The sequence below is a fragment of the Paenibacillus sp. PL91 genome (assembly GCF_012935325.2).
Lineage (GTDB): Bacteria > Bacillota > Bacilli > Paenibacillales > Paenibacillaceae > Pristimantibacillus.
In genome coordinates this window covers 214,102-240,456 of sequence record NZ_JABBYG020000005.1, presented here as the reverse complement: position 1 = coordinate 240,456, position 26,355 = coordinate 214,102, and the positions used below count along the sequence as shown (strand labels likewise).

20 protein-coding genes and 1 pseudogene are annotated in these 26,355 nt (G+C 44.7%); 2 read left to right on the top strand and 19 right to left on the bottom strand.

Annotation, left to right across the window (positions count from 1 at the left end):
* The first annotated feature begins 135 nt into the window (after nt 1-135).
* On the top strand, nt 136-1,596 hold the full coding sequence (locus HI950_RS14415) for an MFS transporter (protein ID WP_169085085.1): 1,461 nt from the start codon (nt 136-138) through the stop codon (nt 1,594-1,596).
* A gap of 20 nt (nt 1,597-1,616) precedes the next feature.
* Here the strand turns inward: HI950_RS14415 and HI950_RS14410 are convergent, their stop codons facing one another.
* The 19 genes and pseudogenes from HI950_RS14410 to HI950_RS36695 all read right to left on the bottom strand — a co-directional run.
* The gene (locus tag HI950_RS14410) at nt 1,617-3,530 is read right to left on the bottom strand and encodes an ABC transporter permease (RefSeq protein WP_169085087.1); all 1,914 of its coding nucleotides are present in this window, start codon (nt 3,528-3,530) and stop codon (nt 1,617-1,619) included.
* Complete coding sequence (locus HI950_RS14405) at nt 3,517-4,302, bottom strand: ABC transporter ATP-binding protein (RefSeq protein ID WP_169085089.1); 786 nt, start codon at nt 4,300-4,302, stop codon at nt 3,517-3,519. The genes HI950_RS14410 and HI950_RS14405 overlap by 14 nt, the downstream gene beginning before the upstream one ends.
* 166 nt (nt 4,303-4,468) lie before the next feature.
* Entirely contained in the window at nt 4,469-5,497 is a 1,029-nt protein-coding gene (locus tag HI950_RS14400) for a sensor histidine kinase (RefSeq protein WP_169085091.1), read from the bottom strand.
* Nucleotides 5,498-5,504: 7 nt separating this feature from the next.
* Complete coding sequence (locus HI950_RS14395; RefSeq protein ID WP_169085093.1) at nt 5,505-6,188, bottom strand: response regulator transcription factor; 684 nt, start codon at nt 6,186-6,188, stop codon at nt 5,505-5,507.
* A 173-nt stretch (nt 6,189-6,361) separates the two neighbouring features.
* The gene (locus tag HI950_RS14390) at nt 6,362-8,428 is read right to left on the bottom strand and encodes a serine hydrolase domain-containing protein (protein WP_169085095.1); all 2,067 of its coding nucleotides are present in this window, start codon (nt 8,426-8,428) and stop codon (nt 6,362-6,364) included.
* Between the two features lie 271 nt (nt 8,429-8,699).
* Nucleotides 8,700-9,323: a hypothetical protein gene (locus HI950_RS14385; RefSeq protein ID WP_169085097.1), complete on the bottom strand. Its 624-nt coding sequence runs from the start codon at nt 9,321-9,323 to the stop codon at nt 8,700-8,702.
* 165 nt (nt 9,324-9,488) lie between these two features.
* Nucleotides 9,489-10,133, bottom strand: a complete 645-nt coding sequence (locus HI950_RS14380) for a formylglycine-generating enzyme family protein (protein WP_187768096.1) — start codon at nt 10,131-10,133, stop codon at nt 9,489-9,491.
* 53 nt (nt 10,134-10,186) lie between these two features.
* Nucleotides 10,187-10,555 (bottom strand): DUF4180 domain-containing protein, encoded by a 369-nt coding sequence (locus HI950_RS14375; protein ID WP_169085112.1) that lies wholly within the window; start codon nt 10,553-10,555, stop codon nt 10,187-10,189.
* An 84-nt stretch (nt 10,556-10,639) separates the two neighbouring features.
* Nucleotides 10,640-11,296: a TetR/AcrR family transcriptional regulator gene (locus HI950_RS14370; protein ID WP_169085485.1), complete on the bottom strand. Its 657-nt coding sequence runs from the start codon at nt 11,294-11,296 to the stop codon at nt 10,640-10,642.
* Between the two features lie 145 nt (nt 11,297-11,441).
* Entirely contained in the window at nt 11,442-14,708 is a 3,267-nt protein-coding gene (locus HI950_RS14365) for a carbohydrate-binding protein (protein WP_169085114.1), read from the bottom strand.
* Nucleotides 14,709-14,834: 126 nt separating this feature from the next.
* On the bottom strand, nt 14,835-16,118 hold the full coding sequence (locus HI950_RS14360; protein WP_169085116.1) for a glycoside hydrolase family 125 protein: 1,284 nt from the start codon (nt 16,116-16,118) through the stop codon (nt 14,835-14,837).
* Nucleotides 16,119-16,177: 59 nt separating this feature from the next.
* Nucleotides 16,178-17,065 carry a carbohydrate ABC transporter permease gene (locus HI950_RS14355; protein WP_169085118.1) on the bottom strand — a complete coding sequence of 296 codons (888 nt, stop codon included), beginning with the start codon at nt 17,063-17,065 and terminating at the stop codon, nt 16,178-16,180.
* Nucleotides 17,066-17,074: 9 nt separating this feature from the next.
* Nucleotides 17,075-18,025, bottom strand: a complete 951-nt coding sequence (locus HI950_RS14350; protein ID WP_411268095.1) for an ABC transporter permease — start codon at nt 18,023-18,025, stop codon at nt 17,075-17,077.
* Nucleotides 18,026-18,121: 96 nt separating this feature from the next.
* A complete protein-coding gene (locus tag HI950_RS14345) occupies nt 18,122-19,756 on the bottom strand; it encodes an extracellular solute-binding protein (protein WP_169085120.1) in 1,635 nt (544 codons plus the stop codon).
* Nucleotides 19,757-19,930: 174 nt separating this feature from the next.
* The gene (locus HI950_RS14340; protein ID WP_169085122.1) at nt 19,931-21,577 is read right to left on the bottom strand and encodes a sensor histidine kinase; all 1,647 of its coding nucleotides are present in this window, start codon (nt 21,575-21,577) and stop codon (nt 19,931-19,933) included.
* On the bottom strand, nt 21,546-22,298 hold the full coding sequence (locus HI950_RS14335; RefSeq protein WP_169085124.1) for a response regulator transcription factor: 753 nt from the start codon (nt 22,296-22,298) through the stop codon (nt 21,546-21,548). The genes HI950_RS14340 and HI950_RS14335 overlap by 32 nt, the downstream gene beginning before the upstream one ends.
* A gap of 141 nt (nt 22,299-22,439) precedes the next feature.
* Nucleotides 22,440-23,096: a DUF4386 domain-containing protein gene (locus tag HI950_RS14330; protein ID WP_169085126.1), complete on the bottom strand. Its 657-nt coding sequence runs from the start codon at nt 23,094-23,096 to the stop codon at nt 22,440-22,442.
* A 159-nt stretch (nt 23,097-23,255) separates the two neighbouring features.
* The gene (locus HI950_RS14325; protein ID WP_486187806.1) at nt 23,256-24,818 is read right to left on the bottom strand and encodes an OmpL47-type beta-barrel domain-containing protein; all 1,563 of its coding nucleotides are present in this window, start codon (nt 24,816-24,818) and stop codon (nt 23,256-23,258) included.
* A pseudogene (locus HI950_RS36695) lies at nt 24,807-25,071 on the bottom strand (glycoside hydrolase family 88 protein); the annotation flags it as partial. The pseudogene HI950_RS36695 and the gene HI950_RS14325, both read right to left, overlap by 12 nt.
* 645 nt (nt 25,072-25,716) lie before the next feature.
* On the opposite strand from HI950_RS36695, the gene HI950_RS14315 reads away from it, so the two are divergent.
* The gene (locus tag HI950_RS14315; RefSeq protein ID WP_169085489.1) at nt 25,717-26,331 is read left to right on the top strand and encodes a TetR/AcrR family transcriptional regulator; all 615 of its coding nucleotides are present in this window, start codon (nt 25,717-25,719) and stop codon (nt 26,329-26,331) included.
* Nucleotides 26,332-26,355 lie beyond the last annotated feature (24 nt).

The window sequence follows — 26,355 nt, the reverse complement described above, 5'->3', positions numbered from 1 at the left end:
TGTTTTTGTGTTTAGAGGAGCATTGGACGCAAAAATGCCATCTCGTGACGCGATTCATCCTATTTTACTCGCCTCATAAAATGTTAAAATAGAGGAATCGGTTTACTATCACATAATGAATTAGGAGCATATCAATTGCGGATACATCCAATCTATTTATTACGTATAACAGGTCTTTTTGACGGTATTTCATTATTAGTACTGCTTGGCATCGCCATGCCCTTGAAATATGTTTGGGGGTTAGAAATTGCAGTAACGATTGTAGGGAGTATTCACGGTGGGATTTTCAGTTTATATACGCTAGCTATCCTTTATGCTGCCATTCGAATACAGTGGAACCTTCTCTGGTCTGCAGCAGCACTCACCGCAGCATTTATACCGTTTGGCAACTTTTTGCTGGATTGGAAGCTGAAGAAGGCACAAGCCAAATATGGTGTAAAGCCTTTTAACTATGCCCTGCTCGTTTACAGTATCGTATTCTTTTCTTTTTTTGATTTATTTTCACAGCTGCCGGTCATGAGTACATTTGCGACGTCCGTCGGCGCCAGCTCGTTTATTGTAGGCTTTGTCATTGGGCTGTATTCGCTATCCAATACGCTTGGCAATATTTTATCGGGCATTATGACTGATAAGGTAGGGCCTTTCAAAATACTAATGGTCGGATTGCTTTTATCAAGCGGCGCTCTGCTGCTCTATCATTTCGTCGAGCAACCTTTATTTTTGATCATCGTTCGGATCATTCATGGATTTGTAGCCGGATTAATTGTCCCAGCTGCTTTTACATTCTCCGCGAATACGACGATAAATGATCAGCAGGGAAAAAAAGTCGCCTTCACCGGCACATTTGTGGGACTAGCCGCCATTATCGGCCCTGCATTCAGCGGAATTATGGCGAGCAAAACCTCCGTGCCATTCGTATTTACCTGCGTAGCCATTATGGGATTTTCACTTGCCATCTTGTCAGCCATTTTTCTAAGCAAATACAAGATATCGAGGAAAGAGAAGGACGATGCTGTCGTTCCAGCATCGGGCTCGCTCTTCAATGCAGGTGTGCTAAAAGCTTACGGCGGCGCCTTTTTCTTAATGTTCTCACAAGGTGGCATCGCTTATTTGTTACCGTTGCATGTTCAAACGCTTGGATATGATTCCAGACTAAGCGGCACCTTAATGAGCACTTTCGGAATCATTGCCGTTCTTATATTTGTTCTGCCTACTAATCGTATTTTCGATCGTGTTTCTTCATCAAGTACGATGGCCTTAGGAATTGGCTTAATGGGATTAAGTCAATTGCTTATTAGCCAATCAACGACGACAGTAACGCTTTATTTCGTTTTAGGACTATATGGGGTAGGATTTGCCTTCTTGTTCCCATCTATTAATATGATGCTCATAAAAGCTACGCCAGCGGAACTGCGCGGAAAAGCTTATGGTTACTTCTACGCGTTCTTCTCTCTTGGTGTTGTTGCCGGATCTTCCGTGTTAGGCTGGCTGCCGTTCAACATAACCGAAGGATTTATGTTCACAGGAAGCATCCTGCTGCTATTTGCTGCTTTCGTAGCGCTCAACAAGCAAAGAGATCTCGCACCCAATCACTAATGAAGTGAATAAAGCTGCTGTTACAGCGCCAGCCTCACAATGCGGCGATAATAGCCTACGGTGAGAACAGCAAACACGAAGTAGATGATCGTGTAAATTGCCATGGCTATAGCTGCCGGAAAGGTAATGTCTGACAGCGTCAGCGCGGAGGCTGCTTTTACAGCGAAGATGGAATGCATAAGCCCGATCGCCAGCGGAATCACGAACACAAGCAGCTGTTTACGGATAATGCCGCCCATTATCTCGCGCTCTCCGAATCCGAGCTGCCGCAGTATCGTATAGCTTTTTCTTTCCTGTTCCGCCTCAGTCATCTGCTTGAAATACAGAATGCTGCCTGTCGCGATCAGGAAGATAAGACCGAGAAAGCCTGCGATGAAAATGATCAGTCCGAACTTCTGGAGCGACTCTTTACGATACGTATAGAAGTCCGGTCTGAACTCCTCTGCTTTGGCATATTTCGTGTAGAAACCAGATGCCGCTGCGCGCTCGCTTTTAGCCGCAAGCTGGAAAGTATCAATGCGAATGGCTTCCTGCTCGGTGGAAGCTGGCATCTGCTCGCGAATCGCATTTAACGCCGCCTCCGGTACAACCAGTTGACGGCCGTTCACGCTATAGTTCATCGTATAGCGATCAATGCCTTTGGTAACATTGAGTTTGATGTGAAACTCGTTTGCTCCAAAACCAACCTCTAGCGGAAAAGAAACGGTGTCTAGCTCCTTGCTTAACGCTTTCCTTTGCCCTTTGTACAAGACGGCCTCGCCTTGCCCCGGCATGACAATATTGGCACCGCTCGCCTGTAGCTGCTCTGCCGCGAGCAGCAATATGCTGCGTCCCTCGTCCTTCCCATTGCCTAAAGTGCCTGGCAGCCGAACGGCGTCAACCGGTTGATGAACAAACTTTAACCCAGCCTTCTGAAGCTCAGCACGAAACGACTTCGCATCATGATCATTATTTTCAAAGATAAAGTCGTATGGCAGCATAGCCCGGGACTCACTCTCGGCCGAATAGTATAGCGAATAAGCGATTGCCACCATTGTCAGCGTCATCGCAGACAGAACGGTAATCAGTGTAAGAGAGTTCGCATTAGCTTTCATTCGATGCATGATCGGCGCCAGTGACAAGCTGTTTTTCAGCCCGAGCTGTCCGTTCTTGCTCCTTCGCACCCGGTAGAACAGCCAGCCAATCGTAACACGAAAGAGCAGGTAGGTGCCGAGTATAGTCGTGGCGAGAATGACCAGCATTTGCAAAAACAGATGCTCACCGGGCGTTTTCCCAGAAAGCAGATAGCCCGTTGCAATAAGCAAGATGCCGAGCAGCCCTATCACTGCAGACAGGGCTTCTTTGGGCTGTTTCGGACGGTCACCCTGTCGATCCGCCTTGAACAGCTCGAGAAGCGAAGCGCGGTACACCTTAACCAGCATTTGAATCCATGTAAGGCTGATGAGTACGGCAAACACAATAGCGGTTTGAATGGCAGCTTTGCTGGAAAAAGAGAGGGCTATGACGCTCTCGATATCGATCAGCTTCATTAGAATTAGCAAAAAAAGCCGCGATACGAGAGCTCCCGCGCCAATCCCAATTAGGAGCGCGCCCAGCCCAAGGAGCACATTCTCGGCAATGAGCAGCAGTCCCACTGCTCTGCGCGACAGGCCCACCAGCTGATAAAGCCCGATTTCCCTGCTTCGACGTTCTAGAAAGATGCTGTTCGCATAGATCATGTATATGACTACAATCGCAAGCAGCAAAATGCCAGATACTTTAAACAAGGAAGCGAATTGAACATCTCCGAAAGTCGCTGACATGATTGTAGAATCATTCTGCAAGGCAGCAAATACGAAGTAAAGGGTTGTACTTAAAATAAGCGCAAAAAAATACAGGTAATAATGTGCAATGTTTTTCCGCATGCTGCGAATGACCAGCTCAAACCGTGTCAACGTGGTCACCCCCGAGCACGGCCTGTACATTCAATATATCTTTGAAGAAAGCTTGCCGCGTCTTCTCTCCGCGATATAATTCGGAATATAGCATGCCGTCCTTCAAAAATACGACACGGCTGCAATAGCTCGAGGCTACCGGATCATGAGTTACCATCATAATAGTAAGGCTGCGCTGCCGATTAAGCTCCTCCATCATTCCTAATAGCGAAGAGGCAGCTTTCGAATCCAGCGCGCCTGTCGGCTCATCCGCAAATACGATCGATGGCTGATGGATAAGTGCGCGTGCCGCAGACGTCCGCTGACGCTGACCGCCGGAAATTTCATGCGGAAATTTATTTGCAATCTCCAAAATACCGAGATCTGCAGCAATAGCCTGAAATTCAGCCTCCGCCTCTTTTTTTTTCATTTTCCCAAGCGAGATGGGCAGCAGAATGTTCTCTTTAACAGTCAACGTATCTAGCAGATTGTAATCCTGAAAGATGAAACCGAGCTTGTTGCGCCGGAAAATAGACAGTTCAGCGTTTTTCATTTTCGAAATGTCCGCATCTTCGACTACTATTTGTCCTTCAGTCGCTTTGTCTATTGTCGCCAGGACATTGATCAAGGTTGACTTCCCGGAACCAGACGGCCCCATAATGCCAACAAATTCCCCTTCGACTACGCGTAGGTCGATGCCTCTCAGCACCTGCTGGACATTGCCCCTGACACCAAATGATTTACGTACTTGCTGTGCATGCAGCACCGTTTTTTGCCTATTCTGTTGATTCATCTCTCTATATCCTCCCACTCTGAGCTACCATTCATTTTAAAGAAAAAGACCGTGACCGTCGCTCGCTTCAGATGACAGCAGGAGGTTGTACGTGACAAAATTGTCATATGGAATCGTTGAGTAGAATGGAACATTTGTCCAGAGGTAGTCCACTGCATGGCGGCCCTCATGCCCGAACAGATTCGAACGCATTGCTAATAGGGAAGGTCATCTCCATCTCCGTTCCCGCGCGCAGCTCCGACTGTACGGACAAGGAAATCCCGATTTTGAGCGCAACGGTCCGTGCTAAATAGAGTCCTAGACCGGTTGCCGCATTTTGCAATCTTCCGTTTCCCCCGGTAAAGCCTTTATCGAAAATACGCGGCAAATCATGAGCGGCAATGCCTGGCCCTACATCTTTAATCGTTAATCTGACATGATCATCAGATGTGACTTTCGCCGACAGAAGGATCATTCCGCCCTCTGGGCTATATTTGACCGCATTCGTCAATATTTGCCGGATAATAAAACGGCACCATTTGCGGTCCGTCGTAACGAAAGCCTCTTCCCCTTCCAGCTCGACGGCTATATTTTTTTCCACACACCAGGAGGCCAACTCGCGTACTTCCAACGCGGCCAGCTGCTGAATCCCGGTCTGTTCCAACACGTAATCCGCCTCCAGCGACGGCAAGCGTGATATGTAGAGCTGTTGGTCGATGAGCAGATGAATCCGCAACCATTCAGATTCCATTTTGCGCATCGCCGGATGGCTCCTATTGGTATCTATCGTCATTTTCATTGCGGTCAGAGGCGCTTTCACTTCATGCACCCATGCGGCAACATAATCCTCTTCCACACGTTGAGCAGCCTTCATGGCTGAAAGTTTATGCCCGTACCAGTGACCCGCTGTCCGCAAGAGCTGATTTGTCGTTTCCTCGTAATAAAAATAAGCAGGCGGCAATGTTTCTATCCAATCTTCCTCTATCTCTTCCGCCAGATCCGCCAGCGAGCGCGCATATTTCATTTCTTTTTGATAGCGCCACCCGAGAAACGCTGCAATGGCCAAAAATAGCAGCAAGTTTAAATAGAGCAGTGAGACAGCTTGAATGGCAATGCCATTATCGATCCAGATCAGCAAATCTACAAATAACAAGGATAGCAGATAGAAAACAATCCAGCTTTTCCTGTCATACACATAACGGAGTAACAATGCCATTTCCTCCTCATAACGTGGCCGCCATATAGCCAAGCCCTTTCTTCGTTACAACGGCTTCTTCCAGCTGGAAAACCGTGAGCTTTTGGCGCAATCGGGTTATATTTGCCGTCAGCGTATTGTCATTGACGAAACGTTCATCATCCCACAGCTTGCGGATTAGTTCGTGGCGAGAGATTACAGTATCCTTCGCCTTGACGAGCACAACGAGTATAAAGAACTCATTCTTCGTTAAAATCACGTCCTGTCCATCCTTGCGGATCAGTCCACGCTTCATATCAATAATAGAGCCGTTCCATTCGATAAGATCGGACGCTTCCTCTCCGTAAGCATACGTCCGGCGAAGAATCGCCTGAATTTGGGCAAGCAGCACATCCATATTGAACGGCTTTTGAATATAATCATCCGCCCCCATATTCATCGCCATCACCATATCTAGTGGATGATCACGCGATGACAGAAACAGAATCGGCACTGTCGATACCGCCCGAATCTCCCTGCACCAGTGAAAACCATCATACATCGGCAGTTGGATATCAATAATGACCAGTTGGGGCTGCACTTGAATAAAAGTGCTCATCACATCATCATACCGCTCCGGTCCCGTGACGTGAAACGACCAATGCTCCAATCTCTCCTTCAACGAATGAAAAATAGCAGCATCATCTTCGATTATAAAAATATTCAAATCCATAGCAGCAAAATCCCTTCCCTCGATTGTTGCGTACTTTCGAGCAACACCATCCATTCATTGCTTGCTACATCATACCATTCCGGGCATCCGTACAAAAAGGGGTGGCAAATAATCGCCTCCCCTCCGGTTTATACCATCCTATAGCACTGCTCTTTTTACAAATTACGAAGGGCTTATTGCGGAAGCAGCATCGTGAACAGCAGCGCCGCAAGCTCTTGCTTGTTCAACGCCCGCTTAGAACCATAGTCGAACATGCCGCTTGATTCAGTCACCTCCGGACCGTGCAGCTTCCATACCACTGCAGAACTGACGGCATCGATCGCCCATTTCGAAGTGCCGGGCGCGAGTACAGCCGTGGAATCCGGTAACCTGATCCCCGTGCCAGTCAGTAATCGGAATATGATAACGGCTGCTTCTTCGCGAAGAATCGGACGGTCCGGCTCGAAAAAGCTGTTCCCCGTCCCATTCAGCATGCCTGCCTCGACAGCGGCTTGAATATCTTTTTGATACGGAGAATTTTCAATATCCTTAAATAAAGGCGGGTTTGCGGATTCAGAAATGCTCCATATTGCGTTAAAAGCATGTATGAAGGCTCCGCGTGTGACGGCTTGCTCGGGATGAAACGGCTTAGACAGATCATCCGGCAAGAAGCCGAGCGAATGCAGGCCGAGGATGTAGCTGGCATATGGATGACTGACAGATACGTCAGGGAAGCCTTCCTGATTCTCCGGTATTTTGGCCGCATAGCTATATAAATTAGAGTATTTCAGATAGTTGGTGCGACCGTCGGCATCCTCCTTGAATGCAAGCGGCTTGCCCTGTTCATCCACGAACAGCATATCGCCGACCTGCTTCAGTTGGTGACGGCCTGAAACATCGCTCACCATAAGGATGCCATCGCCAGTCGCTTCGACTTTGGTAAGTAGTTTTATCCGCAAATCGGAATACAACCCTTCGAACCTGGAGAGAACCTCCTTGGGCTGCGGCTCAAAGCCCTCCTGACTGAATGTCGTTTCTCGACCGGCATAATAATGATTCATAAATGCCGTAAATAGGTCATTTCGCAAATCCTGATTCGCATTGTATGAAACGAAGACACCCGTTTTGCGGTCTGGCAGCAGCCACAGCAGCGAGCTGAAGCCCACAATATCGCCACCTTTGGAGATTACGGCTTCGCCGTTCGTATTGGACGGGTCCACAGGCGATTCAAAGCCGTAAGTCATATCCGGCAAATCCGGATGGATGACCATCTGGTAGGTCGACATCGCCTTCACCGATTCGGGCGACAAGACAATTGTGCCGTCAGCAGCCCGGCCGTCGCTCAGGAAAGCTTTCATAAACAGCGCCATATCGGAGGCCGTTGATATCATGCTGCCCTCCGGCCACTCACGCGGCGATAAATCGTACGCCGGAATAGCGTTATTCGCTGCATCATAAGAAGTTACCAGCCGTCCAGCTAAATCCTTAGTCAGGCTGAAGCTGCTTGAAGCCATGCCAAGCGGCCCCAGCAGATGCTTTTGAATATAGCTGCCGAAGGGCTCTCCGCTTATCTGCTGGACGATGTATCCTAGCAGCCTCGATGCGAAATTATCGTACATGTATGACGTGCCGGGCTTGCGAACGACCGGCGGGAACACATCAAATATACTTTCTTCTAGTGAGATCGGCATCTGAGTATCATCAAACAAATAGCTGGCATCTGCAGGCTCGCGCACTTCAAAACCGGTCGTATGCGTCAACAAATGCTCAATCGTGACCGGTGAATCGAAGGGATTGGTTACTTTGTAACCGCCTAGATACTTTTCAATATTGTCCTGGAGCGAAATTTTCCTTTGATCGACGAGCTGCATCACAGCAGCGGCTGTGAACACTTTAGAGACGGAGGCGATTCGGAAGGTGGATCGACTTGCGTCTACCGGCGACTTCGACGTTTGGTCTGTGACGCCATAGCCTTTGGAGACGAGTACTTTCCCGTCTTGAATGACGGATACCGCAGCAGCCCCGGCTTTTTGCTTAATGGCAGCCCGGGCAAAAAAAGCGTCAAGAAACGCCTCGACTTCCTTAGCATCACGTGGTCCGCTCGTAAAATCTCCCGAGGCTGCGCTGCCGAGTTCGACGAAGGCAGACGGATTCGATTCAGGCTGCTGCGCATAAGCGCTTGCTTCGGCTGTAAGAGTCAACATCAGCATTGCAGTCAGGACGCCGAGCATGCGGCGGGTTCGTTTCTTCTTCTTGTTCAACTAAAATCCTCTCCTTGCTTTCCTTGAATTTGCTTGGGGTTAACCAAGCACGATTGAACAGGCTGTTCCAACACCCATATTGTATGGTTTGCATCAAGCGCTGTCGTTCGATTCAGATGATAAACAGGAGAGGAATGGTTACATTTTTGTCATGTTGGATTCATACGTTCTAGCTAACTGACTCCCAACAACTTTAGCAGGTGCGACCAAGTAAAAGGTGGTATAAAAAAAAAGACCTTCCAAAATATTGGAAGATCTTCGCGGTTATATTTTATTCCATGCCATGTTCATTTCGAATGTCGTACAAGCCTTGGATCATGAGCTCCCCAGGATCCCGGTTCAACTGCAAATATGTTAACAATAAATGCAAAGGAATCGCGCATACGTTATTTCCATCTATAATCGTTGGAAAGCCGGCTTCAAATACCGGACCGTGCTGTTCGTTCCAAGCTAAGCCTGCATGTACCTGCTCTGGCGCAAACTCTTCATTTACTGCTTTTATACATTGGGGTACGAGTATTTTGTCGATAATTGCTTTAGCCTCGTCTTCGGTCGCTGCCGGTTGAGGGAGAGCTTTTCCACCCTTGGTCTCCATAAGATCAACGAAAAAAGAAGCCATCCATAGTGCAGGATCATTGCCCGATTGAAATCTGGCGATCAATTCGCGCAGAAAAAAACCGCAGGAATATACATGATCCTCTTCATCCTTCACATGAAATACAAAAACCGGGCCGTAAGGTTCGAAATTCAACACTTGTCCTTCAACATCGTTAAAATGCATTTTTAAAGAAACGAGGCCGTTATGGTGAACAGCCTTTAGAAGCTCAGCCCACTGCTCCTCAGATATGGCACCTTCCTTGCCGTTTGCTTCCTCGTTTGTTGTCTCATTGTTCATTTTCCATACTCTCCCGTCTTCTATCCTACCACCATCTAGTTAAGCGGCTTTGTTACTCCCATATCGCACGGCAAATTTAATGTGAATGACTAAAGTTGTTTATTTCTATTATAGGCATGTGTCTATCAGTCTAGCAATCACCATACTTTAGCAAATCTCATTACATTACAAGGATCTAGCAAGACGAAAGCCGAGATCATCGATGCGAAACGTAGGGTGACTGCGGCGGCGGCACGTCGCTCCACAGCCTCTAGCCTCTTCTGCCCAGCTTCCACCGCGAAAAACTCTGTAGGAGCCGTATACTTTCACATCGTATAGATCCCAGCACCATTCCCAAACATTTCCTAACATATCATAGAGCCCCCACGCATTCGGCAGCTTTTTACCTACCTCATGAACCATGCCCTCAGAGTTTTCATGATACCAGGCGATTTCATCAAGCTCGCCATACCGATAGCCAACCGTTCCAGCTTTACATGCATACTGCCACTCCGCTTCCGTTGGAAGACGATAGCCATCCGCTCCCCAATTACAGAAGACATTCTCGCCATCATCACTTATCGAGTAACATTCCTGTAGACCTGAATACAGAGACAGCAGATTACAAAACAAGACCGCATCCTTCCATGAGACATCCACTACCGGAGCCTGAGGATTGTCATTAGGTCCAACTGTCTTTTGCAATATCGAGTCGTATAACTCTTTCGTGACCGGAACCGGTGCAATCAAAAAAGCTTTCACCTCTACCGTCCATGCAGTCTTTTTTCGATCGTCCCTTAATTCAATTTGTCCTGCTGCCATTTTCACCATTGGATACTCAGCTTGACTACGCTGTGCGATTGACACCTATTTCCCTCCGTTCCCTACTTCAACATACTTAGCTTTTCAATCGCTTGTTGATCGGTTGGCAAGAAAAAGATATCGTTCCCCCTATTACATTCATAGATGAAATCTTGAAAGCTTTGGCTTGGATACGCAGAAAAATCCCCAACAAAAGCAACCTTCTTACGATAATTAATGAACTTCTGAAGGATTTCGCCTGCAAGCCGAGTTTTCAAATCAAAAAAGCTTTCGCTTAGCAGGGATTTGTTTATCACAATACGATCGCAGCCTGTTTCATATTGTACGGTTGCCATAAGATCCAATGCTGACTGGACATCCTCAATTAATATCTCGCTGCTGCTCACTACAGCAATACTTCCCCCACCCACATCTACCTTCGTTATATTCATAATCATCCTCCTAAAAGTTTTGCAAGAAAGAACGCGCTGGTTTTCTGAGAAAAACTGGATTTGCCATGCATATGCTTAGCATACTCATCCTCTATCGGTAAGCCTTCTCACATAATCCTCACCGATGTATCGGTTATCCTCGCCATTTATTGGCGGAATGTTCGCTACTCTAAAGAAGCTTAATCCTACAACCATCGCGAGAAGCCCATATGCAGCGCTTTGGGAATCTTCGACAGACATATGGCCCGTCATTTTACCGTAATCAAAAATCTTTGCTATGCCATGGAGATCAGCCATATAGCTCTTGGATACCACTTCCTGCAAATTGCGATCCAATACGGCTTTAGAGAAAAACTGCAGAAAGAGCCTTGCTTGGGCTTCATGCGGGATAAACATTTTTTCAATTCCATCAAGCTCCGATACATTAATCCGCTTCTCCGAGTCGTCGCTGTATGGCGGCAGTATATGATTTAAGGTAACGTCAATCATTTCCCCGGCAGTCATTGTGTTTCCAATTTCCGATTCTATCTTTAAACCGTAGTAGGCCATGAACGACTTAAAAGCTTCGATCGTCAAATTGTCCTTATTTTTAAAATAATAAGTGACAACTCCCTTTGAGCAGTCCGCATACTCCGCAACCTTATCCAGAGTCATGCCATCAATCCCGTGAATGCTAATGCAAGTTAACGTGGCGTTTATGACATCGGCTCGACGCTTTGGTTCCATTCCTATTTTGGGCATCATTTCACCTTATTCTTATTTATACTGAACGGTCAGAATAAATAGAGTGTACAAAATGATTGCCCGTATTGTCAAATGACGTTCAGCAAACATGAAAAAACCTCACCGTTAATTATAACGGCAAGGCTCTTTCCTATGATTTAATCTATTCCGAACTGATATTCTGCCAGATTCTTATTAGTGATTGAGCATCCGAATTCAGAATCGCTTTGGCACCGTCTTTAACGTTACGGCTTAAAGCTTCATTATTTAAGTGCTTTATAAAATCTTGCATATGCTTAATCGCATTCTCCTGTTTCCCCTTATCAAGTTGATGCTGAGTCTGCGCAAGCGCATTGGTAAGCTGTGGTATCATCGCTCCACTTATTTCTCCTGAATCCTTGAAACGAGCTATTAATTGTTTCATGGAATTTACACTCGTTGCAACATTAAATTTAAATGTTTTCTGAAGCATGCTGCCCGAGTAATCCTCCATTTCAACAGTAGCCGTCTTATCTCCTAAATTTCCGGCCATATCGATGGCTATATGGTCTTGTGTCTGAGGATTAATCGTATATGGTTTGCCGTCAATTGTGATAATTGCCGATTTCACAGCTGTTACGCTGCCCATTTTGAAGTTTAAAGCGATATAATCTTCAAAAGATTCGCCCTCTTTTAAAACCTTTTCGTTTGCAGAAAGTGAAAATGAAGGTAAATCCTGATCATCTATCGTTATTCCCTGAGATACATTTCCTGACTTATCTACAGTCTTAATTAAAATAGTGTAGCTTTTACCCATTTCAATTCCTGATAAAAGAGCAGTTTGTATGCCTCTATTAACTTCTATTACGTCTCCAACCTGTTGTCCATCATTTAATAATGAGATTTGCACCTTTTGACCATCAATCGCATAGGGACCGTCCCAATACAATTTCATATTGTCATCGCCGCGTATGATCTGAACATTTTCCACCTCTCCTGGAGCAACATGGTCCTCAACAGGAACAGGAGGGGGTGTCGGTGCTGTAAATACGGCCGGATCACCGAAAGTGAATTTATCAACGTTATATAACCAGTCTTCACCTTTAAATAATAAGAAAACAATATGCTTTCCTGTTACAGGAGCTGTAACATCTGCGGAGACAACCTTGAAGTTCTGCCAACCGCCTGTTCCTGAAACCGTACTGGTAGCTATAACAGGGCCATTCATGCTGTCAATTCTTACTTCTATCGTTCCTCCACCAGTATCAGTTGCTGCATTAACGGTAAATTTAGAAGGGCTTGTGCTTCCAAAGTCAATATAATTATACATGGCATATGGTTTATTAGGACCAAATATACCCGCCAGGTAGGTTTGGCCTCCGCCACTTTCTTTACCGAATCCTACACCACTCGTATAATTTTCAGCCTCTAGCTTGCTATAAGCGTCCTTTGCTTGCCCTTTCACTGTTGAAAAGGAGAACCAATCCAAATTAATAGGGAAGTCGCTTCCATTTGTTCCATGGAAAACGAGATAAAGATCATGAATACCTACTGCTTTGGTATCATCGATATTAGACATGATGTCAACCCAGCTATCCCAATCTCCTAAAGCCGGAATTCCAATTACACCTACAGTTGGTCCGTCCAAACTGTCCAGCTTAACTTCAATCGTGCCGCCTTGATTACCGCTTGTTACATGAACGGTAACACCAGCTGCGCCTGTTCCAAAGTCTATTCCTTTATAAGAAGCATATGCGTTGTTATGAATGCCTTCCAAAAATCCCCCGTCCGCATTTTTACTTAGGCCTGAACTGCTGTCGAAATTTCCTGCCTTAAGTCTGGCGTATGCATCTGTTTTTGTAGGATCGGTTGTGGTGAATTTAAACCAGTTTAAGTTAAACAAATATTGATCGTTCGTTTTTGTGAAGACCAAATATACATCATGGACTCCTGTTACAGCACTTGGATTTCCCTCAGCATCCTTAAGGACCGTAACAGCATCCGTATAATTGCTCCATCCGCCTGTTCCTTGTACGTCCAAGGTGCCGACCTTAGGTCCATCCAGGGAGTCAAGCCTTACTTCGATGTTGCCCCCGCCTGTTCCGCTTGCCGCTCTAGCAATAAATCCAACTGCGCCGGCGGATCCAAAATCGACATTTTTATATGCCGCATACATTCCGGGCTGAATTCCTCCCAATTGCATGGATCCCTCCGTGCTGTCCTCCATAACGAATCCAGTACCGATATTGTACTTTTCCGCTTCTATTTTTTTGTAAGGATCTTTAACCGCGTATTGTATATCCACATCCTGTGATTCTAGAACAGTCAGCGCTTGAACAGCACTGGATGCTGACCAAGATTCATAGGTTCCGGATTGCAGCTGCCCTGCCCAGTTGCCATCTACGATATTGTCAGCATTTCTATTGTTCCATGCCATTTGCGCATTGAAGGCAAGCCAATAGTTTAATTCTTCGCTAGCCTGCTTGTATGAGCTTTCGCTTCTCTCCTTTAAAGCATCTTGAAGATAGGCCATATTACGGACTAATATCGTTTTACCGCCTTTTAAGTCCCCATTCGGCCCTTCATAGTTCAACAAGTTGTTTGCGTCAACTAAATGATCTTTAGTAAAATTAGCCGCTTTCACTGCATCATCAAGATAAACCGTGCTTCCAGTTATTTGATACAATCCAACTGCTGCACCAATGAAAGTACCTTGGTTGTAATGCGTTGCATCAGGAACAGCGCCTCTTTCAAGCTCTATGCGGTCAAATACTTTGCCATTGCCATCCGTAAGCATAGTCTTGCCCCATTTGTAGATACGGGCAGCAGCATCCAGATAGTGATCATCCTGAGTAATGTTATAAATAAAAGCTGCTGCTTGCGCCGCAGGGAAATTAATGCAGGAATTTTTTGTGTTATGCTCGCTATTCAACCACCAAATGCCGCCGTTTGCAAAGTCGTCATCCCATTGCGTATCGTATACAAAGTCAAAGTAATATTTAGCCTTATCCAAATATTTTTGATCATTCGTGATTTCATAAGCTCTTGCGGACGCCATTGCCCACCACATAATGTCATCATTAAAGGGATTGTTTGTCCAATCATCTCCATATTTAGCTACTGTACCATCGAATATATCGTCAATCTGAGTTCTAAGCTTTGCTTTCAAGGTCGGATTAGAAGTATGAATATACGCATCCATCACCATCTCCCAAAGCTCCGCTTCCACCCAAAAGCCTTGGTAGCTGTCACCGTGGTTGGAATTCGTCCAAAAATACTTTGCATGGCTATCCCAAAACTTTGCGTTAAATGCCTCCATAGCAGTGTCTGCATCTGATGAAGTAAATGCATATGCTTTTGTACTTCCAATGGCAGATATTGAAGCGAAAATTAATGATAATGCCAAAGATAACACTAAAAACGTAGATGGTTTCGTTTTTTTCAGTGCCATAATCGTAATATTACCTCCATTTCAATTTGTATTTTATAAAGCGCTTTCATAAACACTATAATATTCATACTAATCTAATGTCAATATATAAATTAAATTAGATTAGTATGTCAATATATCATTTGATTACGACTTTCTGATTTCCAGCCCGCAGACGCTTAATATAAATTCGACAAACATGGCATTTGACCAGGAAAACCATTCTCTCGTAAATGTATAGGGATTGTCTTTATGAAATCCTTCATGAACCAAATGGGTTCCAGCGTCTGTTCGTTCAAACATGTCCAGAATTTCGTACTGCTCCGATTCATCGATAGCCGTCATTCCTTGAATGGATAGAGCGATATGCCAAATGTAATGTTCCGGTGTGTGCGGACTTCCGATCCCCTTCGCATACCTGCCTTCATAGTAATAAGGGTTTCTTTGGCTTAGAATCATCTTTCTTGTATTTAGATAAACAGGATCGTCTTTTTTGCAGTAATCAAGATAAGGGAGTGAAAGCAAACTTGGTACATTCGCATCGTCCATTATGTTCACCTTCCCTAAGCCATCGACCTCGTAGGCATAAACCGGACCGAATTCTTCATCATGAATGACTGCGAATTGTTCAATGCCTTGCTCGATATCACACCGAATGGACACGATCTCTTGACCCAGGCTCTGATCGTGAATGAATAAATCATTAATTTCCTCCAGGTACTTCAAAGCCACAACAGCGAACATATTCGATGGCACCAAATACCCATACGTGCAGGCATCATCACTTGGCCGGAATCCCGACCAGGTCATCCCTGTATAAGCTACCTCACTGCCTTTTCCGTTTCGCTCCAAAGTGTCTGTGGCAGGACAATTTTCTCGTTCAAAGGTGTAGTCCGATTGTTCCATATGATATTGCTCGGTCCGCCAGACTTTCAAAACTAACCGAACCGCTTTTTCGAAATCGGGAGTAAAGTGTCCCGTTTCACCTGTATTTTTCCAATATAAATAAGCTAATTGAATGGGATAACACAATGAATCGATTTCATATTTTCTTTCCCAGATCCATCCTGACATTTCAGTCTTATCATTTTGGTGTCCTTTAGCATTGTCATACTCATTAAAAGCATTGGCATATGGATCTCTTAAAATAGATTGATACTGGGTTTTTAATACCCCTTCGATTATTTTCTTCAGGTCGGTATCCTGCGCCGCCAGCATTAAATAAGGCCTCAGCTGATTCACAGAATCTCTCAGCCACATGGCCGGAATATCGCCGGTCAGCATGAATACCGTTCCATCCTCTTCATGACGGTGAATGGTTGTTTCCAGCGTATTCTGATAGCAGCTTTTGAACATTTGTATGATTTTGGGGCGACCGGACATTTTTCCGGTAACATATTGAATGATCTTCTCTTCCGTATAATTATGCATGGTCATTCTCCTGTACTGTATAATAGTGAGGGCTTGGTAGCAGCAAACTTCGTTTTTAACTATTCCTTTACTGATCCTAAGACGATTCCGTGAATAAGGTACCGCTGCAGGAAGGGATAGATTAATAAAATAGGGATCATAGACACCAGAATTTTAGCCGAGTTTAAGGTGACATTAGATACCTTATTAAACTCCTTTAGCTGCTCGACCGTAAGATTCTGTATTTGGTCCCGCGTCAGGCTGAGCTGCTGAAGATAGGTCTGCAAAGGAATTTTGTTACTGTCATTGATTAAAACAATCCCGTCAAAGAAATTGTTCCAGTGGCCTACAATGGAAAACAAGGCAATGGTAGCTAAGCTTGGCAATGAAACGGGAAGAAAAATATGAGTTAATATTTTTAACGGGCCCGCTCCATCCATAAATGCGGCTTCTTCCAGCTCCTTAGGGATTCCTTTGAAAAAATTCATTAGCAAGATGACATTAAATACAGGGACTGCTCCGGGTAATACGAGAGCCCAGATGGAATTGATCAGCCCCAAATTACTAATGACCATAAACCAAGGAACGATACCGCCGCTAAATAACATCGTAAATATGATAACCCACATATAAACGTTTCTGGACTTAAACTGCTTGATGCTTCTGGACAGCGGATATGCCATTAATATGGTCAGAATCATATTCAGGCTGACTCCAAGAACGACCCGCTCCACCGAGACGAGAAATGCCTTCCAAAACTTCGTATCATTTAATATCTTTTCGTAGGAGGAGAAATTAATATCTACGGGGAGAAAATAAACCTCTCCTGCATTCACGGCTGTGCTGCTGCTAATCGAAATGACGATGGTATTAACCATCGGAACGAGTGAAAGAAAAGTGATCATTAACAATGCCGTAATGACCAATAGATTTACAAACCTGGACCCCAAGGCTTTGGATTGTACCATGTTTACCTCCTAAAAAATCTTATACCCGGCATATTTTGCAGCTAACTTATAGGAGAGAATGATTAAAACAAAACTGATGACAGATTTCATTAATCCAATAGCTGTGGCAAACGAATACTGCATGTTGATCAGTCCCATACGGTATACAAAGGTATCGATGATATCTCCTGTTTCATATACCAACGGATTATATAGATTGAATACCTGGTCAAACCCTGCATTCAATACATTTCCCAGACTCAAAGTGCCTAGTAAAACGATTGTTGGAAAGATTCCTGGCAGCGTTATGCTTCTGATCTGCTTCCAGCGATTGGCGCCATCAAGCGCAGCCGATTCATATAATGCCGGATTAATTGCCGTCAAAGCAGCCAAATAAATGATGGTCCCATAACCAAATTCCTTCCACGTGTCCGTTAAAATAAGCAGAGGTCTAAACCATGTATTGCTTGCCATAAACATAATCCGCTCCAGACCCAAAAACTCAAGCAAACCGTTTACCATGCCGTCGTATGAAAAAATCATGGAAAGCATGGTGCCTAAAACAACCCATGACATAAAATGCGGCAGATATACGATGGTTTGAACCGTACTCTTGAACACTTTAAGCCTCACTTCATTCAATAACAGGGCAAAAACGATAGGTACCAGTAAGCCGAGAATAATTTTACCTATCGCTATGACAATCGTATTCAAGAAGATTTGCTTGCTGTCCGGAAGTTGAAACATATAAGTAAAATTGGCGAAGCCTACCCAATCGGAACCCCATATCCCTTTGGCAGGAATGAATCGTTGAAAGGCCATCACGGCTCCAAACATGGGAACTATCGAAAAAATAAACAGCATGATCATTCCGGGCAACAGCATGAAATGATAAACGATACCGTTAGACCAGTTCCGTTTTTTTTGCGTGTTATTGAGAGTCTTTCCCTCTCTCGTTACACTCATATCCACTTGCGCCATTTTCGCATCACATCCTTATATCTAAAATAGTGAACTCGCTCGCTTCAGCTAAACGAAAATGTTCAGGTGGAGGATGACTCCACCTGATGCTGCTTCCTATTGATTTATTTCGTTGGCAATTTCATCTCCGCCCGTACGATGCCACGTATCAACAAACTTATCAAACTCATCAATCTTCGCTTCACCCATAATAATTTTTAGAATCATTTCTTCTTCCATTTTTTTCAGATTAGCCCACTTCATCTTCATCGTTTCGGTTGTTCCATAAAAACCGCCAGGAATCACTTCAAGGTTCTCGTTGTTCGCTTCTCGCTGGCCTTCAATTCGGGATAAATATTCGCCATACGTATTGACATCGATACTATTTCCCTTTTCTTTAAACTCCTGATAGGCACGATAGGACACAATCCGATCTTCCTGAATCTTGGATTCATCTCCAGATTTATCCGTTTCCATAATGTCTTCATAGTAACGCTTCAATACATCGTCATAATCGACTTGCATTGGAATTTGGGTAGGATCATTATTCCATCTGCTTGCATCTGTTAACAATTCATCCGAATGCTCTTTTTTGTATTGCACGGCATCATCGGTCATGGAATATAAGAAGTCTGTTGTTAGGTTAATCGATTTCATAATCGCTTCTGGATGCTTAAACCCTTTTTTCACGACGACGATCCCGCCGCCGATTGGGTCTTGTCGAATCGTTTTAAATTTCCCATTGGCATCCACCGGTGCAGAAACCGCTATCCACTCGGCTTCCGGATTTTTTTTAATAGAATCCTTATAGTTGGTATATCCGATCCACCAAGGATTAAACAGCATGCCTACTTGTCCATTAATGACCAGAGCTTCTTTTTCTTCGTTCGATCTCACTGCAAATTGTTTATCTATAAGTCCCTCTTTGTAACGCTCGCTCAAATCCGCTAACGCTTCTTTCATTTCCGGCTGAACGGACCCGTATACGACTTGTCCATCTTTGCCCGTAATCCACTGCGCTGGAAATGCTTGATGCACGGCAAAAACAGGCGAAAAATTCATCGCATTCTGATCCATGACAAAACCTACCGTTTTCCCCGTTCCTGAAGCGTCTTTTTCCACAAAGGTTCTTGCCAAATTCCAGACATCCTCCAAGCTGCTCGGCACTTCAGCTCCAACTTTATCGATCCAATCTTTTCTCACCCATAATAGTTGGTGCTGATTCCCAATATTCGTCATTGGAAGTCCCATAATTTTGCCGTCTACCTTCACTTGATCCAACAATAAGCTGCTATAAGAATCATAAATTTTCTTAATTCCATCGGATGCTGTTTTTTCATAGACTTCAGTCATATCAGCAAGCAGATCATTATCGACCAATTGATTGAAAATTTCCCGGTTGACCAGCATAACATCAGGCAAATCACCGGTCGTCATCGAAAGGGATAATTTCTGAGCCATATCATCTGTCTCCCAAGCAACCTTCGCTTTTACGTTTACTCTGTCTTCCACATAACGTGTCGCTAGGTTATTTTCAATGGTGTCCCCTTCCGGCAAATTATTCACATGGTTTGTATTTCGGCCAATCGTAAACTCGACTGGCGTTTCATATTTCCCGTAGGGATTATAATCGTTTTCGTTAACCGGACTTGCTGCTTCATTTCCACCATTCTTTGCACCGCTACAACCGCTGGCAACTAGCAAACCTATACAAGCTATCAAGATTACTGCGAATTTCCTGCTTTTCCCCATATTTATTAGCTCCTTTGCTTATTTATATTTAAATTGTATGCGCTATCACAAATAGCGTATATGCAACATTTTACTTTTCTGTAGCACTTTCTAGTGTTCATCTTCCTTTATAGACAACAAAAAAACCGCTGTACGCGAAGTACCTCGGTTTTCGAAGATGAGCAATATCCTGCATCAAGAAAGCGGAATCGTTAACGTAACTGTTGTTCCCCTATTGGGCTCACTTTCAATTTCCAACCCGTATTCATTGCCGTAGTACAGCTTGATACGGTCATTCACATTCCTTACGCCGCAGCCGCCGCTATCCCCTGTTAATTGCTGCTTTTGTTGCTGCTGGGACATTCCCACGCCATTATCGCTTACAATCATTTTGATCTCCTCATTGCTAGGATACACGGAAATGATGATCTGATTGCCCTGCGGATTCGGTTCGGTGAATCCATGTATAATGGCATTTTCCACGATAGGCTGTAATATGAAATGAATGATCGATTGATTGAGAATAGATTCGTCTATTCTGTAGTCCACTTCAAATGATCCATCATTCATGATGGACTGCAAATCCAGATAGGAATGAATATGCTTAATCTCATTTTCAATCGTAACCATATTTTTTCCTTTATTTAAGGTTGATCGATAAAACTTCGCCAACGTCGTGACCATATAGCTCGTTTCGATATCATTCTTTTTTAACGCCCGCCAATGAATAAATGAGAGGGTATTGTATAAAAAGTGAGGATTGATCTGGCTTATGAGCTTGTTATAATCACTTTCCTTTTTGGCGATTTCGGCCTGATACACCTGTAAAATAAGACTGTTAATCCGCTCCAGCATTTTTCCGATTCCATTCGTGAGTACGCCAAACTCATCCTTGGACGTACTTTGAATAATGACGTCTAGATTGTTTTGTTCCACTTTATCGACTTTGTTTTTCAAATGGATAATCCGTCTCGTGAAATTGTTTGAAAATATGTAGATGAGAAAGAAGGTGATTGCTAAACTGAGCAAAATAACAAATACGGTAATTTTAAAAATGGCAAATGCATTAATGTAAGCGTTAGCGTTCGAGAGATAATAATGGATCGTCCATTCGATATTTTTCAAATGACCGCTTATTTTAAAGGGATAATCTGATACAGCGGCCGGAGATGAGCGTTCCTCTGGTTTTTTTTCACTAAAAACAATTTGCTCTTTATCGTTCTCAATCTTCACAAAAATATATTCCGACAGCTTATCCAGATCTGAAAAAATACTATCATAATTAATCGAAATCACCATAAAATTGCTGTCCTTGAAATTGCTGATCAGCTCTTGGACCAAATATACACTGTCGTCATATACGACCCATTGCCTTCCTCTAAACCCGTCAAACCAGGGCTTATTTTTCAACTCGCTTAGCGGCAAAATATTTTCGCGGATGCCTAGTAAATCTCCCGACGTATAAAAGGTGATTCCCTCGATATTATCATCCATTAATTTGATATGCGAAATCATCGGGTCCACCTTGTCCCTGAAATCGAGGTACATAGCAAAATAGTTTTCTTCGTAATTATTGATAAATACATTCGAAAACTCTCGATTAAGCACCATGAACTCGCATAGCGTATTATATCTGTTTATTTTGTAATCAAGGATATTGGAAATCTGGTTCAAGCTTGAAGCCGCTTCACTTTTCAATTCTTTGACCTGCGTTCGATAGGATTGAATAAGGGAAAAGAGACCCAATAAAATAATCGGAATTAAAGCGATAATCAGGTGAGAAAGCAATAGCTTGTTGCGGAATCTGATATCATTGAACTTTTTCTTTATCAGATTGATCATAAGGGATACCGCTCTCTCTATATTGTAATGGGCTGACATTATATTTAGCCTTAAATAACCTGCAGAAATATGACGTATTTTCAATTCCAACAAAAACCGCGATATCATTTATTTTCATATTGGAATGGATTAACATATAGTTTGCCTTGCGCAGACGATAATCCGTTAAATATTTTGAGAAATTTACACCCGTTTCTTTCTTAAACAAAATGCTTAAATAACCCGGAGAAAGGTAAACTTCCTTAGATACATCCGATAATGAGAGATCTCTCTGAAAATTATCCTTCACGATTTCCTTCACTTGCTTAATGACCTTCGATTCCTGCGTTTCATGCTCAGGATTATCCCTAATCGGGCTGAATTGTGTAATCTCTTCCAACGCCTCCAGGAATTCATCAACGGCTAAAGGCTTCAATAAGTAGTTCACTACCCCTAATTTGATCGCACTTTTGGCATATTCAAACTCGTCATAGCCGCTGCAAATAACGATTTTTAGATCTTCCTGCGTTTTCCTTGCAATCTTGCTTAATTCCAAACCATTCATCATAGGCATCTTTACATCCGTTATCAGGATATCTATGGATTTCCTATTTAGAATGCCTTCGGCAATTAGACCATTCTCAGCTTCCAGCACGTTGAAAGGAAATTTGTACTGAGCGATTAAATTTTTTATGCCTTCCCGTTCTATTTGTTCATCGTCAACAATAAGAACATTAAACATGATTGCATCTCCTCTATAGAATGATTTATAAATTGGATTTCATTATAGCACAACTTTAGAAAGGGCTTTCATTTATAAAATGATACATGCGACGTTAAAAAATAAAAAAAAACCCTTGATGATCAAGGGTTTTGGCGGCTATCACTTCGTCATAAATCCTTTGGCGATCAGCCATATTGGAAAAATAATTTCAAATATCGCCCCTGGAATAAACAAAATGAATCCAGGGTCCAACCCGATAATCGATAAACAGCTGCTTGCGAGCAAAGCGATATAACCGATAATGCCCAATAAAGACAAAGCTCGTGGAACCAGCTTCGTTTGATACAACAAAGAACAGAACATCACACTGCCCAAGCTAAGAACGAGCATCGCCAGCTCAAAAGCCATCTCCTGTCCTCTGACCGCTAAATTCCCAATGGTTAAAAAGGAAGAGTCTCCTACGGCACCTTCAGCTATATATTGATCGCTTAATGCAAGGAGTATGAGCGGGCTGATGATACTAACGATGAGCAGCGCGGCCTCTATAATCCTCGAGCCAAAGTAACCAAGAGCAATAGATTCGTTATACGGCTTCAAAATTGGAAACATTAGTATGGCTATGCCAACCACAGCAGCGGAGTTAATTAACTCAAGAAACAATCCCGCGATCACTTTCATTCTATCTGGATAGAGATCAGTAAGGAATGTCGGTTGGTTTAAAACCGAGTCTATGAGCCCGCTTCCAGCCATGAACGCAGCCGTCGCTAATAGAAATAATACGCCTACCACTCTTGCAGTACCTTTATTTGATTTCATGTCCTTCTCCTTTTCGAATAGCATGAGGTACCTGCAGTATATCTGCAGCGGAGAAGGACGTATAGACACTTAAGTGTTCTCGCGCGTATACGCAAGTGCCTCTTTCCGAAAGGAAAAAGGCGCAATCCTAAATCAGTTGGTTACTACCGGCAGCACCGGTCAATGTTCCGGTTTGACGGTAACCGTGATCTTCTCGCCAGACGTCTCTCCGGACGCATTGACCAATTCGGCAAAATACTCGTACACCCCCGGTGCCTTATCGGAAAAATTCGTGACCTCCTTCTGAGCGGCAGGTGTCGCTGCGCTCAGCGTCTGCGTGTCGACCACCACTCCATTCTCGTACAGGCGGTATTCAGAACCGTTCGTTCCCCACCACAGATTCATCGTGACGCCGTAACTCCCGTCACCATCCCAGTTGTCATGGGACAATACCGGCTTGCCCGGCGCGGCATCGGTGACGGTGATGATAAGCGGGTCGCATGCTATCGTGCCGAAGCTGTTCGTCAGCTCGCACCTGTAGGTGTAAGTTCCGTTTGCTTTGCCCGCAATATCCGTTTTCACGGTTTGCGTATTCGGCGAGCTGTCCATCAGCGTTTTCGTATTGATCAGCACGTCATTCTCGTACAGCTTGAATTCAGTACCGTTGTTCCCCCACCACAGGTTCATAGTGACGGTATAGCTGCCGCCATTCAGTCCCGTGTCGTGACCATTATTGTCGGACAGTACCGGTTTCCCCGGAGCTCCGCCGGCAAGCGGAGTTGCATCGTGCAGCCATTGTGACCAGCGGACCAGTACCTCCGCCTGTTCGGATGTGAACACTTTACTGCTTTGGCTGTTTACTTCTTCGATATACGCTTGCAGCAGTATGCGGACTTCCGCTCCTTGGCGCTGTTCGGCTTTCGCTTTGGCATTAGCCAGTTTCTGTTTCAATGCGTTTGCTGCGCTTTCCGAAGCTGGAGCGCCGGTTTCGGCCGCGAATGTCTCGGTCAGCGCAGAAAGGCTGTCGAATGTTGCATGTACACTATACGAATGTTCAGCCAATCCGCGGTGTCCCGCGGCATCTTCCGCTTCCGCCGTTACGCTGTGAGCACCCGGCTCCAGCGTATATGCCTTCATATTTGCAAGCGGTGCGCCGCATGGCGAGTAAGTGACACCCGATACAGTGTCGGCTGCACGGCACGTGATGTTGACCGTCTGATCAATCGTATATGACGCTTCTCCGATAATTTCTAGCTGAGGCGCAGTCAGATCGATCTTCACCTCCACCGACTTCGGGTAAACAGAGCCTGTTACGTTTACAGGACGATACAGCATTTGATTCTCCCCATTTTGGCTCAGGGTGACAGGCGCGTCGTAGGCGCTCCAGCTGCTTCCGCCATCCACTCTGTACTGCACATTCCCGTAGTCCAACAACGTAACCGTTACGGGCACGTTATACCATCCGTTGCTTCCGTTAGGCACTTCAGGATTAACAGATGCAACTGTCTTGTCAATGACCACTGCAACCGTATGCGGCTGTTCCGCATTGCCTGCCCTGTCAACGCTCCAATACACTAACGTATGCGTTCCCTCGCTGGTCAAAGTAACCGAGTTACCGGTTTGTTGCGCACCTCCGTCAACTGTGAAATAGGTTGCCGCAACACCGGAATCTGCATCATTTGCCATGAAGGTTACCTTCGTATCCTTTGTGGCCCATCCCTGAGGGGCATCATCGGTTGTCACCGGAGGCGTCAGGTTCGCCAGTTCCAGCATGCCGCAGACAGCAATAGCTCCCGTTGACGTATCCCTCTCCTGCTCCGAACCGCTAGGTGAAGCTCAAATCCCAATAAGCTACTAGATCCTCTGGCAGACGGTTTAAGTAGTAATTTGCCAGCTTCTTCGTCAGATCGAGCAGCGCCGCGTCTCCGTTATATATGTAACTGAGCGGAAAGCCGTACATGCCCCATGCTTGCCCGCGAGCCCAACAGGAATCATCCCTGTCCAAAAGCCTGACGTCCACTCGATATTTCCGATAGCAGGATAAATATATCCAACGCTTGCCGCATCTGGAAACTTATCCGCAAATAATTCCAAATTCCTATCGATTCACTGAAGCACGAATTGAATCGCTTTTTCAATCTCCGTCCGCTCCCAGACTGGCGGCTTACCGAATAATGACTTTTGATTTATGGCTTTTGACATGTTGATTCTCCTTATTCGGACTTTGGTGATATCGGCTCATGGTTCTCAAAGGGACTTTCAAGTACAGATTAACACTTGGTTTTTTCGCTAGCTATTATAAATTCAATCAATATTGTGCATTTATTTAAACATTTGACGAATTACTTCAACACCCATCCATGCATGCCACTCATTTGATCCCCGTATTACGGATGAATATTCCGCCAACCTGTCTTTGCAGCATATTTCTCAACGTTCTAAGTTCTAGCGCAGCCGATCTGTCAGCGTTCATCTCCCCCTCCTCTTATCGTTACTCAAACCCAGCTCTCTCAACGCCACAATTCCGTAACATATTGCCCATTGTGCATTATTGCCCATTGGGCAATAATGTAGATATGGATTTATGTTTGAAAAAGCTGCCAGTCTATCTGAAAAGAGGTGAACGCTTAGGCGTTATATGATGAACAAACAGAGCCTACGCCATATCAAAAGGGAAGCAACCGCGAATGCGCTTGCCGATGCAGCATTCGCTCTTGCTCTGGAAAAGGGAATGGACGGCTTCGTCGTCGAAGATGTCGTCCAGCGCGCCGGATACTCCAGAAGAACGTTCGCGAACCACTACTCCTGCAAGGAGGAAGCGGTAGCGTCAGCGGCTGTTATCTTTATAGGCGCCGATGAGGTCGAGGATTGGATCGCTAGCTTAAACGAGGATATTACCCCACCCGACATCCTGTACCATTTGATGAAGATGCAGCTGACAGCAGAGCATATCGGTAAATTACGACAGCTTGTATCACTTTCGAAGCAGTATCCGTCGCTTGAGCCATACATCCTCAGAGGACTGCACCGTTTGCAAATATCCGCCCAGGAGACTTTGAGCGAGTTCTCGCATGGACGTTATCCCGAGGGGTACACTCACCTTCTCGCCGGCGCTGTTTATGGGGCCGTGCTGCCAATATTGGATGGCAGTCTGAACGTACTGCTACCAGGTCAATCTGCCGACGAAAGCCCGGAGGCCGTTACGTTCGATCATTATTTAGACACCATGTTCGGTTACTTGCGAAACGGATTCTAGTTCCTTGCCTCACGTTATTCCTAC

What these genes read in the sequence shown, in the direction of transcription:
- HI950_RS14385 (WP_169085097.1), bottom strand. Translation starts at nt 9,323, where the DNA reads ATGAACAATGAGACAACAAACGAGGAAGCAAACGGCAAGGAAGGTGCC.
- HI950_RS14405 (WP_169085089.1), bottom strand. Translation starts at nt 4,302, where the DNA reads ATGAATCAACAGAATAGGCAAAAAACGGTGCTGCATGCACAGCAAGTA.
- HI950_RS14370 (WP_169085485.1), bottom strand. Translation starts at nt 11,296, where the DNA reads ATGCCCAAAATAGGAATGGAACCAAAGCGTCGAGCCGATGTCATAAAC.
- HI950_RS14345 (WP_169085120.1), bottom strand. Translation starts at nt 19,756, where the DNA reads ATGGGGAAAAGCAGGAAATTCGCAGTAATCTTGATAGCTTGTATAGGT.
- HI950_RS14350 (WP_411268095.1), bottom strand. Translation starts at nt 18,025, where the DNA reads ATGGCGCAAGTGGATATGAGTGTAACGAGAGAGGGAAAGACTCTCAAT.
- HI950_RS14360 (WP_169085116.1), bottom strand. Translation starts at nt 16,118, where the DNA reads ATGCATAATTATACGGAAGAGAAGATCATTCAATATGTTACCGGAAAA.
- HI950_RS14330 (WP_169085126.1), bottom strand. Translation starts at nt 23,096, where the DNA reads ATGAAATCAAATAAAGGTACTGCAAGAGTGGTAGGCGTATTATTTCTA.
- HI950_RS14355 (WP_169085118.1), bottom strand. Translation starts at nt 17,065, where the DNA reads ATGGTACAATCCAAAGCCTTGGGGTCCAGGTTTGTAAATCTATTGGTC.
- HI950_RS14380 (WP_187768096.1), bottom strand. Translation starts at nt 10,133, where the DNA reads ATGGTGAAAATGGCAGCAGGACAAATTGAATTAAGGGACGATCGAAAA.
- HI950_RS14400 (WP_169085091.1), bottom strand. Translation starts at nt 5,497, where the DNA reads ATGGCATTGTTACTCCGTTATGTGTATGACAGGAAAAGCTGGATTGTT.
- HI950_RS14375 (WP_169085112.1), bottom strand. Translation starts at nt 10,555, where the DNA reads ATGAATATAACGAAGGTAGATGTGGGTGGGGGAAGTATTGCTGTAGTG.
- HI950_RS14365 (WP_169085114.1), bottom strand. Translation starts at nt 14,708, where the DNA reads ATGGCACTGAAAAAAACGAAACCATCTACGTTTTTAGTGTTATCTTTG.
- HI950_RS14315 (WP_169085489.1), top strand. Translation starts at nt 25,717, where the DNA reads ATGAACAAACAGAGCCTACGCCATATCAAAAGGGAAGCAACCGCGAAT.
- HI950_RS14395 (WP_169085093.1), bottom strand. Translation starts at nt 6,188, where the DNA reads ATGGATTTGAATATTTTTATAATCGAAGATGATGCTGCTATTTTTCAT.
- HI950_RS14340 (WP_169085122.1), bottom strand. Translation starts at nt 21,577, where the DNA reads ATGATCAATCTGATAAAGAAAAAGTTCAATGATATCAGATTCCGCAAC.
- HI950_RS14335 (WP_169085124.1), bottom strand. Translation starts at nt 22,298, where the DNA reads ATGTTTAATGTTCTTATTGTTGACGATGAACAAATAGAACGGGAAGGC.